This is a genomic window from Chromohalobacter nigrandesensis (assembly GCF_023061285.1).
GTDB lineage: Bacteria > Pseudomonadota > Gammaproteobacteria > Pseudomonadales > Halomonadaceae > Chromohalobacter > Chromohalobacter nigrandesensis.
On record NZ_JAKGAM010000005.1, the window covers coordinates 177,362 to 191,942 of the forward strand.

Sequence of the window (14,581 nt, forward strand, 5' to 3'; positions counted from 1 at the left end):
ATCGAGGTAATGTGTAAGCGGCCACCGTGGGTCGTTTATTGCTCGGCATGCTGGTCAGCGACCTGCTGCTGGAATTGGCTGATCAGCGGCAAAACCGAGAATTTGTCATCGAAGGCGGCATTGGCCTTGGCAAACTGTGCCTTGGCGTCGTCGAGGTGACGGACATCGATGTGTTCCTCGAGGTAGGCGAGATTGTCGGCCTCGGCATCGATTTGAGCCTGGTTGGCCCAGTCCAACGCCTCGTGCATGGCTTGGTTCACGACCTTGCGTTCGTTTTCGCTCAGTGTGTCCCAGGTGGTTGTGCTGACCATGGCAATCGCCGGGAAGGCCATGTGGTTGGTCAACGTGAGATGCTGAGCCACTTCATCGAAGCCAGAGCCGACCAAGGCGTCGAGATCAATGCCGACACCGTCAATCATTTTATTCTGCAGGCCTTGGTAGACGTCGGGCAGTTGAATGGGGGTGGGCACCGCATCCGTTGCGCGCCACCAAGTCTGCATGGCAGAGATGGGAATGATGCGGATCTTCTGATGATCGAGGTCGTCGAGTGAGGTGACGGCGTGGTCGCGCATCAGGATGTGGCGCATACCAGCGAAGGTATAGCCAAAGGCGTGAAGGCCCTTATCTTCGAGATTGTCGAGCATCTGCTCAGCGGCGGGGGTGTGCGCGGCTTGGATAGCGTCCTCGACACTATCGAACAGGAATGGCGTGAACCAGCCGTTAACTGAGGGCTCGCGTTGGCTGGTGATTGCGGCGGTCATGATGCCCATGTCCAACAAGCCGGATTGCATCTGTGCAAACATCGCCGGCTCGTCCCCGAGTTGCCCGGCGGGGAATAGAGCCACGCTCAAGTCGCCGTCGCTTTCCGATTCCACTCTCTCGGCGAATTCGTGAGCGGCCTTGGTCCAGACATGCTGGGGCGGCGTTATTAGCCCTAGTTTCAGCTCTTTAGCCTCGCCAGGAACTGAGAAGCTAAGAAGTGCGCTGCCGAGTGCAAGGGCGGCAAAGGGCAGGTGGCGTGCTGTCAGGGAGCAGATTTTCATTGTCTTGATCTCGTTGTTGTTGGGAGCTGAGCTGTGACCCAAGGCGTATTGGGTATTAATCAGTATTATGATTATCAGTATTGTGCTCAATTATACAAAGGTGGCAGTCAGTCGAGCATGAAATTGGCGAAGAAGGCTGAGAGTTCGTCGTGAGCCTCCAGTGGCAGCACCTGGGCGACGTGCTGGTCAGGTCGCACTACCACTAGGCAGCCTTGCTCGCGATCTATGCCTCGCATGTCGAAGATATCCTGGCTGCCCTGGCGATCCGCACAGAACACCTTCTCGTAGTCACGCAAGCCATAGCGCCCTTTTCGTGGCCAGAGCACGCTTGGGAAGTCATCCAAAGAGAGGTCACGGAAGCCCTGCTGGCAGATGGCCCGCAGGTCGAACATCGCATCGATGTCTTCCCCCGCCGGAGTGTAGCGGTGCAGGGGGCTATCCAGGGACTCGGTGAGAAATTGGCAGAGTGTCCGCAGTGCTGATCCTTCGGCGGTGGGGTTGCCGGTCCCGGCGAAGGCGAATAGTCGCCAGCGTCCATCGGCCTCGATCACATGCCCTAGATGCATGGGGTTGGCATCAGAGAGGCGTACCACCGGCGCGGAATGGAAGCGCGTGCCGATTGCAAAGCCTTCGGCCAGTTGCTGGTGGGTCGGTTCGGCGCAGATCAGCGAGGGGTAGTATTGAATCGCCGTGCCCGCAGTGAAGCGGCCCTGCTGAATGAAGTATTGCTGGAACTCCTTAGGGTCCACGCCGTCGCCCTGATCTTTGCAAGAGCCTTTGGGCGGGGCGCTGAACATCTTGGAGAACTTGCGATCGAAGTCGATTAGCTCCTTGGCCACGGTTTGGCGCTCGGCGTTGTAAGTGTGCAGTAGTGCCGGTGTTGCGACTCCTCGTAGCACCGAGGCCAGCTTCCAGCCCAGGTTGAACGTGTCGCGCATCGAAACGTTCATGCCCTGCCCGGCCTTGGGGCTGTGGGTGTGGCAGGCATCGCCGGCGATAAATACATGCGGAAAGCGGTCTTCCATCTCCGACGTGGGCACATCATCGAACTTGTCGCATAGCCGCTGGCCGATCTCGTAGACCGACCACCAGGCGATCTCCTTCACATCCAACGTATAGGGGTGGAGGATGCGCTGGGCAACGGCAACCAGGTGTTCGGCGGTGATGTTGCGGCTCGTGACGCGCTCGTCTTGCTTGAGCTTGTCGAGCTCGATGTAGAGTCGCACCAAATAGCCACCCTCCCGCGGGATGACCAAGATATTGCCCTCGTTGGCGGAGTGGATCGCCGTCTTCATGCGGATATCCGGGAAGTCGGTGACCGCCAGCACGTCCATGACGCCCCAGGCCTGATTGGCGGAGTCGCCTTCCAGGGAGCGGCCCAGCGACTTGCGCACCTGGCTGCGTGCCCCGTCGCAGCCCACCACATAACGGGCGCGCACGGTCTCGATTTCGCCTTGGTGGGCCTCATCGGTGCGCTCGAGGGTCACCGTCACCGGGTGGTCGGCGTCTAGGGTGACCGCATCGGCCTTGGTCGGATCGGTTTGCACATCGACCACGCGGCGCGAGTAGTTAGGCTCCAGGCGAGAGGGGGAGTTGCGCATCACCTCCAGGTAAAAGTCGTGGACCCGTGCCTGGTTGAGCACCGTATGAGGGAACTCGGAGAGGTCGTCCTCGGTGTCTTGCACGCGACCGTGGCGCACGATGTGCTCACGGTTTTCCTCGTCAGGCTTCCAGAACACCGTCTCGTTGATCCAGCAAGCTTCCTTGAGCACTTTCTCGGCGAAGCCGAAGGCATTGAACATTTCCATGGTGCGGCAGGCGATGCCATCGGCCTGGCCGAGTTCCAGCGGCCCCTCCTTCTGCTCGACGATACGAGTCTTGATATCTGGGAAGGTCGAAAGCTGGGCCGCCAGTGTCAGGCCAGCCGGGCCGCAGCCAACGATCAGCACATCGACTTCTTCCGGTAAGGTGTCGGTATTGGCGGGCCCCCCAATAGGAGCGTGCAGAGCCGGGTCGCCGGTGCGGAAGCCATCGCGATGGAATTGCATGGGGTTACCTTTTCAGTGGCGATATTGTCGTCACTATGGTGATTGTCAGTATTGTGAGCAATTCTGCCAAAGTCGTAGCTCGGGCAATAGAGATAAGTCGCGGATAGGATGGCAGCAGCTTGGCACGTGGCCTGGCATTATGTATCCAGTGCCACGGTTATCATCTATCGAGTTGGTCGGTATGGCTGGCATAGCACAGATACCTTCGATATTGTATGTAAAGACTTAGGCGAGTACGCATTCGCAGTGATTCATGCGGCGATACTCGATGGTTAAGCAATGGAATTCAGGGAGTCGGCACTATGCAGGCGAGATATCGATATGCAGCGCTGGCCGTGGGGCTGCCGCTGTTGGCAATGGCGGTGCCCAGTCAGGCACAGGAAAGCGGCTGGCAGGGGAGCTTGGGTGCAGGGGCGATTTACTCCCCCGATTACCTGGGAAGCGACGATTACGAGACCACGGTGTGGCCGTCGGTCGACCTGACCTATGGCGATAGCGTGTATATCAACGCGCGTGATGGTGTGGGGTGGAACGTCATCAACCGGGATGGCTGGAAGGTGTCGCCGTTTCTTGGTTATACCTTCGGGCGCGACGACGAGGACGATCTGCATCGTCTGGACAAGGTCGATGGCGGCGTCACGGCCGGGCTGCGGGCCGAGTATACCGAGGGCCATTGGCTATACAGTGCGGCGGTGGAAGCCCCCGTCAGCGGGGACGTGGACGGCTATCACGCCAAGGCCAAGGCGCATTGGCGCTCGCGCTTGACCCAGCGCCTGTCTGTCTCACTGGGCCCGAGCGTTGCCTACGGGAGCGAGTCCTGGGCCGAGGATATGTTCGGCATCTCCTCGCGGGAAAGCCAACGTTCGGGGCTAGATGCCTATTCGCCGAACGAGGGGTATTTCAAGGTCGGCGCCGATGCCAGTCTGAGCTATTACCTCACGCGAACATGGTCCGTCACGGGATTGGTGGGTGTGTCACGCCTGACCGGCGATGCCAAGGACAGCCCCATCGTCGACGATATCGGTGATGCGACCCAGGCTTATGCAGGCGGTTTCATTAACTACAACTTCTAGTTACGAAACATAACGGTGCTGAACAACGAAGCGCCCCCGCCCAATGATTGGGCGGGGGCGCTTACGTTGGGGCGTTCACGGTTTGCTTACTCGGCGATATAGACCGTGCGCACGTTGAGGAAGGCGCCAAAGCCGTATTCGCTTTGCTCGCGACCGTAGCCGCTTTCCTTGACGCCGCCGAAGGGCAGTTCGGCGAAGGGTGTGGTGGGCCGGTTGACGAAGCTCATGCCGACTTCGAGTCGGCGTGCGACTTGCTCGGCGCGTTTCACGTCCTGGCCGACCACGGTGCCGCCCAGTCCATAGCGGCAGTTGTTGGCCAGCTCGATGGCGTGTTCGGCGTCGTCGGCGACGATGACCGAGGCCACCGGGCCGAACAGTTCCTCGTCGAAGGCCGGGTTGCCGGGCGCCACATTGGTCAGCACGGTCGGGGCGTACCAGGCACCGGGACGGTCGAGGATCTCGCCGCCGGTTTCGAGCTGCGCCCCGCCCTTGATCGCGCGCTGCACCTGATCGTGTATATCGTCACGCAGGTCCTTGCGCGACATGGGGCCGACCTCGGTGTCGCCGTCCATGGGATCGCCGATGCTCATCGTCTGAACACGGTCGATGAGGCGCTCGGTAAAGCGCTCCAGCATCGGGCGTTCGACGATCAAGCGCTTGGACGCGGCGCAGCTTTGCCCGGTATTGTCGAAGCGGCCATTCACGGCCAGTTCCACTGCCTTGTCGACATCGGCGTCGTCGAGGACGATCAGCGGGTCGATGCCGCCAAGTTCGAGCACGCTGGGCTTGATGGCGTCGCCGGCGATCTTGGCCACGGCACGGCCGGCTTCCTCGCTGCCGGTCAGTGTGACGCCGCAGACGAGCGGATCGTGAACGATGCCTTCGACCTTGTCGGAACCGACCGGCAGCCAGGTGAAGGTGCCCTCCTTGAAGCCGGCGTCATGAAACAGCTTGGTGATGTATTTGGCACAGCCCGGCACGTTGGAGGCGTGCTTGAGCAGGCAAACGTTGCCACCCGCCAGGTTGGGCGCGGCGAAACGCACCACCTGATAAAGCGGATAGTTCCACGGCATCACGCCGAGCACGGCGCCCATCGGGTCGTGGACGATCTCGGCCTTCTGCGCGCCTTCTACCTGGCGTGACTGAGGCTCGAGCAGGGATTCCAGGTTGTCGGCGTAGAAGCGCACGATGGCCGAGGAAATCTGCGTCTCGGCAATCCCCTGGTGGAATGGCTTGCCCATTTCATGGGCGATGATCTCAGCCATTTCGCGCTGATGCTGGTCGATCAAGTCGGCCAGTGCGGTGAGCCGTTGGCGACGGTCGGCCAACGGCAGGTGACGGAATTCGGCATAGCCTGCGCGGGCTTGGTCGAGCTTTTCGGCCAACTGGTCATCGTCGAGCATGTCGTGCTCGCCGAGAACTTGATCGTTGGCGGGATTGACGGCGGTGAGAGTCTTGCGGCTCATATCATCCTCCTTAACGGGATCGTCGGTGACGAATCTTCCCGAGGCAGCTTTCCTGCTTGCCTCACTATTCGTTCTGGCGATGCTGGAGGAGAGAATCAAGGGGGGACGGCGACATGACCTTGGTGGCCATGTCGCCAGATGCCTCAGTCGAGCAAGGTGCGGGCCGTGTCGACCACGTTCTCGACGGTGAAGCCGAAGTGGCGGAACAAGTCCTCGGCCTTGCCCGATTCCCCGTAGCCGGTCATGCCGATCACGCTGCCGCGAGGGCCGACGTACTTGCGCCAGTAGTCGGGATGCGAGGCTTCGATGGCGAGGCGGCGTGTCACCGCGGGCGGCAGCACCGTCTCCTGGTAATCGGCGTCTTGGGCATCGAAGGCGCTGGCGCAGGGCATCGAGACGACGCGAACCTGCCGCCCCTGGGCGTTGAGCTGGGTGGCGGCCTCCATGGCCAGGCCCACTTCCGAACCGGTGGCGATGAGAATCAGCTCCGGCGAGGCGTCGCTGTCGTAGAGTACGTAACCGCCGCGTTCGATAGCCGCGAGCTGCGCGACATCGCGTGCTTGTCCGGGTAGCCCTTGGCGGGAGAAGACCAGGGCCGTGGGGCCGTCCTGGCGCTTGAGCGCCGCCAGCCAGGCCACGCTGGTCTCGGTGGCATCGCAGGGGCGCCACGTCGCCAAGTGGGGCGTGATACGCAGCGCATTGAGCTGTTCGATGGGTTGGTGCGTAGGGCCGTCTTCGCCCAGGCCGATGGAGTCGTGGGTGTAGACGAAGATCACCTGGCGCCGGGCGAGGGCGGCCATGCGCACGGCGTTGTGCATGTACTCCATGAAGGTGAGGAATGTCGCCCCGTAGGGAATGAAGCCGCCGTGCATGCTGATGCCGTTCATGATGGCGCCCATGGCGAACTCACGGACACCGTAATGCAGGTAGTTGCCCTCGGGGGACTGCGCGGAGAGTACGCGTGCTCCCTCCCAGAACGTCAGGTTCGACGGCGCGAGATCGGCACTGCCGCCGAGTAGTTCCGGCAGCTTGGGCCCCAGACGATTGAGCACATTCAGCGAGGCTTTGCGCGAGGCGAGCGTGTCGCAGGCTTGCTGGGCCTCTTCGATCAGGGCGCTGCCGCCCAGGTCGCCGGGTAGCTCGCCACGCCAGCGGCGCTCGAGTTCTTCGGCGAGTTCGGGATAGGCCTCGGCGTAGCGCGCGAAGCGCTGACGCCACTCGGCCTCGGCTTGTTGGCCGGCCGTGTCGGCGTTCCACTCCGCGTAGATGTCGGTGGGCACATGAAACGGCGGATGCGGCCAGTCGAGGCGCTGGCGTGCGGCGGCGACTTCGTCCTCGCCCAGGGCAGCGCCATGGCAGGCGCCGGTGCCCTGTTTATTGGGCGCGCCGAAGCCGATGACCGTCTTGCAGATGATCAAGGTCGGGTGCTGAGCGTGTTGCGTGGCAGCGGTGATGGCGTCTTCGATGGCGGCGGGGTCATGGCCGTCGACATCGGCGATGACTTGCCAGCCGTAGGCCTCGAAGCGCTTGGCGGTGTCGTCGGTGAACCATCCTGCGACCTCGCCATCGATGGAGATGCCGTTGTCATCATAGATGACGGTGAGCTTGCCGAGGCCCTGTGTGCCCGCCAGCGAGCAGGCTTCGTGGCTGATGCCTTCCATCAGGCAACCGTCGCCGACGAAGCACCAGGTGCGATGGTCGACGATCTCGTGTCCTGGGCGATTGTATTGCGCGGCCAGGGTGCGTTCGGCCAGCGCCAAGCCCACGGCGTTGGCGAGCCCCTGACCCAGCGGGCCGGTGGTGGTTTCGACCCCGGGCGTATAACCCAGCTCGGGATGCCCGGGCGTGCGCGAATGGAGCTGGCGGAATTGCTTGATGTCGTCGATGGCCAGATCGTAACCGCTGAGATGCAACAGCGAATACAAGAGCATCGAGCCATGCCCGTTGGAGAGCACGAAACGGTCGCGGTCGGGCCAGGTCGGGTTGCCGGGGTTGTGCTTTAGATGGTCGTTCCATAACACTTCGGCGATATCGGCCATGCCCATCGGTGCGCCGGGGTGGCCGGAATTGGCGGACTGTACGGCATCCATCGAAAGGGCGCGAATGGCATTGGCCAGCGTGAAGCGAGAGGGCATGGGGGTCTCCTCCATGAGCGGTGAATCAGTTAGCGAGCCGGTCGGCGATCAAGTCCTCGAGGCAGGCCTGATCGTCGGCGAAGCGCCGGATGCCTTCGGCCAGCTTGTCGATGGCCATGGGATCCTGATTATGCTGCCAGCGGAAGGCGCTTTCCCCGAGGGGCGAGGCAGGCCGTGCCTCGGGATGCGTGAAGCGCACCTGGGGCTCGACATTACCTTCGCGCGCCTCGAGCGTTTCCAGCAATGCAGGGGAGATCGTCAGCCGATGACAGCCGGCGAGAGCGAGGACTTGATCCGGCGTACGGAAGCTGGCTCCCATGACGACGGTGTCGTAGCCGCCCTGGTCGGCACGCTCGCAGACCTGGCGCACGAACCGCACGCCGGGGTCATCGTCGGGCTCGAATGTCTGCTGGGTCTCTTTCTGATACCAGTCGGTGACACGCCCCACGAAGGGTGAGATCAGGAACACCCCCGCATCGAAGCAAGCCTGCGCCTGGGCGTCGCTGAACAAAAGCGTCAGGTTGCACTGGATGCCTTCGCGCTCGAGCACCTCGGCGGCGCGAATGCCCTCCCAGGTCGAGGCGAGCTTGATCAGGATACGCTCGCGGCCGATACCCAGTGCCTCGTAACGCGCCACCAACTCATGGGCCTTGCGGATACTGGCCTGGGTATCGAACGAGAGTTTGGCGGCGACCTCGGTGGAGACGCGTCCCGGAATAAGCTGGGCGACCTCGCTGCCGATGCCGACCGAGAGTCGGTCGACAATACGCGCCAGCCGCTCGGCGTCATGCGTCTTCTCGGCACGCTCCTCAGCCAGGATCCGCTCGATCAGCGGCTGATAGCCGGGTAGCTCGAATGCCTTGAGGATCAAGGAAGGATTGGTGGTGGCATCGACGGGCCGATAACGTTCGATGGCGGCTGGGTCTCCGGTGTCGGCGACCACTTGCGACAGCGCTTTGAGTGAGTCGAGCTGTGAAACCATGGTGTGCTCCGCCGCGATATGCGGGCGTGAAGGCCCACGACGCATCAGGCAGCGTCGGGGCGAGAAAGTGGAAAGACAGGCGAGCGGCCACCCAGCGCTCAGGCGGCGGCTTTTTCCAGGCGGTGTTCGGTGCTGTCGGCCAAGCGGGTCAGCAGCAGGCAGCACGACACCGCGCCGGCATCCAGATGACCGCACGAGCGTTCGCCGAGGCGTGCCGCGCGCCCGATCTTGGCTTCCAGTTCGAACGTCGAATCGCGACCGTATTGGGCGCCATTGCGTAACGCCTGCAGTGCGTGGGGAAAGTCGTCTCCGCCCTCGACGGCGTCGCGGTAACGTTCGATGGCCGGCACCAGGGTATCGAGCAGGCACTTGTCGCCGACCTTGGCATCGCTGATCTGCTCGAGCGCTTCGCGGCCGTCGGCGAGCATGTCGCCGAAATCCTTGGCATCGAGGACGGTCTTGTCCTTGACCGACTTGGCCATGCCCATGAAGAGGCTGCCGTAAAGCGGCCCCATCGAGCCGCCGATCGAGCCCATCAAGGTCGTGGCAAGCGTGCCCAGCGCCTTGGAAAGCGACAGCGATTGGCTGGCGATAGACTCCCCGCAAAGCCGAAAGCCCTTGGCCATGTTGATGCCGTGATCGCCGTCGCCGATCGCGCCATCGACATCACTCAGATATTGGCGGTTGTCGACGATGACCTCGACCAACTCCTCAAGAATGTCCCTGCCGTGAGTCGCATCCAGAACTTGCATGGTGAATCTCCCGTGTTAGCGGTTCCGATCAGCACTGCGTGATGGCCAGCGAGCGTGCCGGGGCGTCCAGCAAAGGTTTGAGTTCGTCGTCGAGCTTCATCAGCGTGAGCGTGGCGCCCATCATCTCCAGCGAGGTGAAGTAATTGCCGATGTCCGTACGGTGCACGCGGATGTTGGCGTCTTCGAGCCGCTCGGCGATGTGTGCGTAGAGGATATTGAGCTCCATCACCGGCGTGGCGCCAAGCCCGGAGATCAACACCGCCACCTCGCTGCCGGCGAAGTCCTGGTCGGCGAGAACAGGGTCGCACATGGCCGTAGCGATGGCCTCGGCACTGGTCAGCGGCGCGACCTCGATCCCCGGTTCGCCGTGGTGGCCGATGCCGAGCTCCATGTGCCCGGGCTCGATCGAAAAGTTGGGTTTGCCGTTGGCGGGGATGGTGCAGCTACTCAGCCCGATGCCGATACTCGAACACGCATCGACGGCCTTCTGCGCCAGTCGAATGACCTCGTCGAGACTGTCGCCTCGGGCCGCCGCCGCGCCGCCGATTTTCCACATCATCACCTCGCCGGCCACGCCGCGCCGCTTGTCGCGCTCCGACGCCGGTGCCGAGGCCACGTCGTCGCGTGCAATCACCGTCTTGACCTCGATGTCTTCCAGCTCGGCCATTTGCTTGGCCATCTTCACGTTCATGTTGTCGCCCGCGTAGTTGCCGTACAGGCAGGCGACGCCCTGCCCATGGGGCGCGGCACGGAAGGCTTCGAGGAATGCATCGGCGGTGGGTGACGAAAATATCTCACCGATGGCCACCGCATCGCACATCCCCGCGCCGATATAGCCCAGGAAGGCGGGTTCGTGGCCGGAACCGCCACCGGTCACGACCCCCACCTTGTCGCTCGGGCTGCTCGGGTACTTGAGGACGCGCGAGTGGTCGGTGGCGGCAAACAAGCTCGGCGAGGCGCGCAAGTAACCTTTGATGGCGTCGTCCACGACGTTGTCGGGGTCATTGATGATGCGTTGCATGGCGTATTCCTCTTGTTCGTTGTGGCCGACGGTGAGGCGTGGCGATCCGCTACCAGGGCGGCGGATTATATAATGATCTTTCGCTGATCAGATGTTTAGGCTTGGGGACCAAGGCTGTCAAGGCGTGGGCGGTGTCGGTGCCTGAGACTTTGGTCGTGAATAAGGGATGTGAAATCGCTATTTAAATTTAAATAATTGAATTAATGGGTTTTTTATTTCTTCATCGGGAAATTGGATAACAGGACGGCGCAAGGTTTGATCTTACTTTTCGTGATCGAGAATTTTACAAATGTTCGGTTAGTGATATTTTGAACATAGCGCGAGCGGTAACAGCATGCCGATCGCAAGGGGGAGGAATCATCACGGGAGACGACACATGTCAGACTCAAGAGGCCGTGCGCCGGAAAAGCGCATTGCAGTGGGCGGCGATGAAGCCGCGTTCGAGCTCAAGGTCTTGCTGATCGAGCACATTCGCGCTCTGGGATATGAGCCTGTCGATTACGGCACCTATAACGCAGAGCCGGTACTGTATCCCGATGTGGCGGTCAAGGTGGCGCGCGCCATCGACTCGGGAGAGGTCGCGCGGGGAGTGCTGGTCTGTGGGACCGGCATCGGCGTGGCGATGTCGGCCAACAAGGTACGTGGTATTCGTGCCGCGCAGGCGCATGACACCTATTCGGCCGCCAAGGCGCGCTCGAGCAACGATGCGCAAATCGTGGCACTCGGCGCCCGTGTGGTCGGTCCGGAGCTGGCCAAGGCTGTGGTGACGACCTTTCTGGAAACCGAGTTCGGCGGTGGCGGCTCGCGCGCCAAGGTCGAGCGCATCCTGGAATATGAAAGAGAGGCTTTTCGCGACCCGCCGAGCGTCTGATCGACGAGAGTGCGCTTGTTCGCTGTGGTATCTTGTGCGCATCGCCCGAAGTGGCCCGTAAGCGGATCGTATGAGGCATTGCCATGAGTGAACGTGTCGAGAGCGCCGAGGTCGCGCTGATGACTGACATCGCCTCTCTGTATTATGTGGAGGGCGAGACCCAGGAAGCGATCGCCAATCGGTTGGGGATCTCCCGGGTCAAGGCGGGGCGGCTTTTAAAACGCGCGCACGCAGAGGGCATCGTCGATGTGCGGGTGCGCCAGCATCCTGCGGTGAGTGCCGAGATCGAACAGGCGCTGATACGCCGCTTCGGTATCAAGCGCGCCTTGATTGCGCTCGACCACACCGATCCTGACGTTCAGCGTTCCGGTGTGGCCAGCCTGGTGGCCGATCATTTGTCGCGCGAATTGCACGATGGCTCGATCGTGGCGGTGGGTATGGGGCGTAACGTAGGCTCGGTGGCCGATAACGTCTTCGAGCAAGGCGAGCGCAAATGCTCGTTCGTGTGTGCCATTGGTGGGTCTTTGCGTGCCGGCGAGTACATGAATCCCGATCATATCTGCCGCCGTCTGGCGATGAAGTATGGTGGCGATAGCGAGACGCTTTATGCGCCGGCGCTGGTGCAGAACCCGGCGCTGCGCGATTCGATGTATGAAAACCCCACCGTACGTCAGACGTTGGACAGGGCGCGACGTGCGGATATCGCGATGATCGGTGTCGGCGATCTCAGCGAGGACAGCAACATGGTACGCATGGGCTGGTTCACGCCCCAGGAGATTGCCGAGGCGCGGCTCTCGGGAACCGTGGGGGACATGATGGGCTATGACTTCATCGACATGCATGGCCGGCCGTCGGAAACGCCCATGCAGGGACGGGTCATCGGCTTGACCATCACCGATCTGGCACGGATTCCCGACGTGGTGGCGATCGCCAGTGAAAACACCAAGGCGGCAGGGATCCTGGGGGCCCTGCGTACAGGTGTCATCGATACCCTGGCCACCAGTGTGACCAACGCGCATACCATCCTGCGTCTGGATGAGGCGACCACCTCGACGGCAAGCTGAGGCAATGTGCCGCTGAGTGCCGTGCAAAGCCGTTCATATGAACACTGAAGTGTCTATGTGAACGGCTTTTTTCTGCGAGTCTTCTTTTCCTTCCTGTGCTTTGCGGACGCTCGTTGCCGTAAAGAGGCTTTAAAAAATCATTTATTACAATGACTTGTAAGGCAATCCTAAAGTATAAGGCGAAAAGGTCGCCGACTTCATTGACCTGGCTATACTGAAAAGCGTTAATTCATTTGAGCAACATAAGATCAAATGATAAATAAGCGCCAGTTCAATGGAGGCCGTCATGAACGATACGCTCACCCATCCCCCCGACATCCCTGACACGATGCGTGCCATCGTTGCCTACGCGCCGGAAGACTATCGACTGGAAAACGTCGCAGTCCCCGATATCGGTGAAAAGGAAATCCTGGTCAAGGTCGAGGCCTGTGGCATCTGTGCCGGTGATCTCAAGGCGTATGAAGGCGCGCCGAGTTTCTGGGGTGACGAGGATCAGCCTGCCTATATCAAAGCGCCAATGATCCCAGGGCACGAGTTCATCGGACATGTCGTCAAGATGGGCCCTGGTGCGACAGGTTTCGAGATCGGCGACCGGGTCATTTCCGAACAGATCGTGCCGTGCTGGGACTGCCGTTTCTGCCATCGCGGCCAGTACTGGATGTGCGAGAAGCACGACGTGTATGGCTTCCAGAATAACGTCAACGGCGGCATGGCCGAGTACATGAAGTTCCCCAAGGAGGCTATCAACCACAAGCTGCCGGACGATGTGCCGGTGGAGAACATCGTGCTGACCGAGCCGTTTTCCTGCTCCATGCACGCGGTGGAACGAGCGCAAATCCAGTTGGGAGACATCGTGGTGCTCTCAGGTGTCGGCACCCTGGGGCTGGGTATGATCGGCCCGGCCAAGAAATCCGGCCCCGCCAAGCTGGTGGTGCTCGATCTGCACGGCGAACGCCTGGAACTGGCCAAGAAGTTCGGTGCTGACATGGTGCTCAACCCGAGCGAGGAAGACGTCGTCCAGATCGTCAAGGATATGACCGACGGCTATGGCTGCGACATCTACATCGAGGCGACCGGTGCGCCCAAGTCGGTGGAGCAGGGGCTGGCGATGTTGCGCAAGCTGGGTCGCTTCGTCGAGTTCAGTGTGTTCAAGGATCCGGTGACGGTCGATTGGAGCATCATCAGTGACCGCAAGGAGCTCGACGTGCTGGGCTCGCACTTGGGGCCCTACTGCTACCCGCACGTGATCGAAGGTATCGAGAATGGCGATTTCCCCACCGAAGGTGTGGTGACCCACAAGCTTCCACTGGCGGATTTCCACAAGGGTATCGAGCTGATGAGACACGACAGCAGCGCACTCAAGATCATCCTCATACCCGGGGCGTGATGTCGCGATGTCCTGCGTGATGACCACAACCGTCATTCGGCGTGGGACGTGATTACCACTCATCAGCGACGCCAGGGGGCGCTTCACCATGACTTCAAATACGGCCGTCATGCCTACGAAACGGTGGCGAAAAAGACGCGGTAGAGCGGTGATGATCGGCGTTGCGGTCGCCCTGCTGGCCGTCATGGCCTGGGATACGACGGTGATGCCGATCGGAGCGGAAGAGGAGCAGGAAGGCGCGAAAATGGCGCGCTTCGCCGAGGAAGAGTTTCCCAAGATTCGCGAGGATATCGACAGCAGAGCCGTCGATATCGACGAGCTGTCCAGTGCGATTGCTGAAGACCAGAGCGCGGCGGGGGAAAAATACGGCGTGTCAGGCGGCGTCGGCCCCATCATGCCCGTCACCTTTACCGGTGTGGTGGGAGAAGGCGCGTCTGGGACGTACGAGGTCAAAGCCGACGGGGCGCCCGATGACCTCGTGGTGCGGGTTCAGACCGGACCGGCCATCAACGGTACTGACCTGCGGGATGCCACGGGGGAGATCGAGTTCGGTCAATTCAAGAATCAGATCGAATACCAGAATGCGGGCGCCGCTCTGAACGATGCCATGAAGGCCCAGGTTCTATCGGATATCGATACACAGGCCCTGGAAGGCAAGACCGTGACGGTGATGGGCGTATTCCAGTTGATCAATCCGAATAACTGGCTCGTGACGCCGGTCGACTTTAGCGTGGAATGA

12 protein-coding genes are annotated in these 14,581 nt (G+C 61.3%); 5 read left to right on the forward strand and 7 right to left on the reverse strand.

Going from position 1 to position 14,581, the window contains the following annotated elements:
* Window positions 1-35 precede the first annotated feature (35 nt).
* Together L1073_RS08875 and L1073_RS08880 are read right to left on the reverse strand one after the other, a co-directional pair.
* Complete coding sequence (locus L1073_RS08875) at window positions 36-1,043, reverse strand: TRAP transporter substrate-binding protein (RefSeq protein WP_246898554.1); 1,008 nt, start codon at window positions 1,041-1,043, stop codon at window positions 36-38.
* Between the two features lie 107 nt (window positions 1,044-1,150).
* Window positions 1,151-3,091, reverse strand: a complete 1,941-nt coding sequence (locus tag L1073_RS08880) for an FAD-binding monooxygenase (protein ID WP_246898556.1) — start codon at window positions 3,089-3,091, stop codon at window positions 1,151-1,153.
* 302 nt (window positions 3,092-3,393) lie between these two features.
* Here L1073_RS08880 and L1073_RS08885 point away from each other — a divergent pair, with 302 nt between their 5' ends.
* The gene (locus L1073_RS08885) at window positions 3,394-4,164 is read left to right on the forward strand and encodes a MipA/OmpV family protein (protein ID WP_246898558.1); all 771 of its coding nucleotides are present in this window, start codon (window positions 3,394-3,396) and stop codon (window positions 4,162-4,164) included.
* 86 nt (window positions 4,165-4,250) lie between these two features.
* Here the strand turns inward: L1073_RS08885 and L1073_RS08890 are convergent, their stop codons facing one another.
* The 5 genes from L1073_RS08890 to L1073_RS08910 form a co-directional block, all read right to left on the reverse strand.
* Window positions 4,251-5,630, reverse strand: coding sequence for an NAD-dependent succinate-semialdehyde dehydrogenase (locus L1073_RS08890; protein ID WP_246898559.1), 1,380 nt, complete (start codon window positions 5,628-5,630; stop codon window positions 4,251-4,253).
* A gap of 143 nt (window positions 5,631-5,773) precedes the next feature.
* Window positions 5,774-7,765: a transketolase gene (gene tkt, locus L1073_RS08895; protein WP_246898561.1), complete on the reverse strand. Its 1,992-nt coding sequence runs from the start codon at window positions 7,763-7,765 to the stop codon at window positions 5,774-5,776.
* Between the two features lie 25 nt (window positions 7,766-7,790).
* Window positions 7,791-8,747: a transaldolase gene (tal, locus tag L1073_RS08900; RefSeq protein ID WP_246898564.1), complete on the reverse strand. Its 957-nt coding sequence runs from the start codon at window positions 8,745-8,747 to the stop codon at window positions 7,791-7,793.
* 98 nt (window positions 8,748-8,845) lie between these two features.
* On the reverse strand, window positions 8,846-9,499 hold the full coding sequence (gene dhaL / locus L1073_RS08905) for a dihydroxyacetone kinase subunit DhaL (protein ID WP_246898566.1): 654 nt from the start codon (window positions 9,497-9,499) through the stop codon (window positions 8,846-8,848).
* 28 nt (window positions 9,500-9,527) lie between these two features.
* Window positions 9,528-10,520, reverse strand: coding sequence for a dihydroxyacetone kinase subunit DhaK (locus tag L1073_RS08910; protein WP_246898568.1), 993 nt, complete (start codon window positions 10,518-10,520; stop codon window positions 9,528-9,530).
* Between the two features lie 376 nt (window positions 10,521-10,896).
* Here L1073_RS08910 and L1073_RS08915 point away from each other — a divergent pair, with 376 nt between their 5' ends.
* The 4 genes from L1073_RS08915 to L1073_RS08930 all read left to right on the forward strand — a co-directional run bounded on the left by L1073_RS08915 (window position 10,897) and on the right by L1073_RS08930 (window position 14,581).
* Window positions 10,897-11,391 (forward strand): RpiB/LacA/LacB family sugar-phosphate isomerase, encoded by a 495-nt coding sequence (locus tag L1073_RS08915; RefSeq protein WP_246898569.1) that lies wholly within the window; start codon window positions 10,897-10,899, stop codon window positions 11,389-11,391.
* A gap of 83 nt (window positions 11,392-11,474) precedes the next feature.
* The gene (locus tag L1073_RS08920) at window positions 11,475-12,455 is read left to right on the forward strand and encodes a sugar-binding transcriptional regulator (protein WP_246898571.1); all 981 of its coding nucleotides are present in this window, start codon (window positions 11,475-11,477) and stop codon (window positions 12,453-12,455) included.
* Window positions 12,456-12,741: 286 nt separating this feature from the next.
* Window positions 12,742-13,842, forward strand: a complete 1,101-nt coding sequence (locus L1073_RS08925) for an MDR/zinc-dependent alcohol dehydrogenase-like family protein (protein WP_246898572.1) — start codon at window positions 12,742-12,744, stop codon at window positions 13,840-13,842.
* Between the two features lie 151 nt (window positions 13,843-13,993).
* Entirely contained in the window at window positions 13,994-14,581 is a 588-nt protein-coding gene (locus tag L1073_RS08930) for a DUF2291 family protein (RefSeq protein ID WP_246898574.1), read from the forward strand.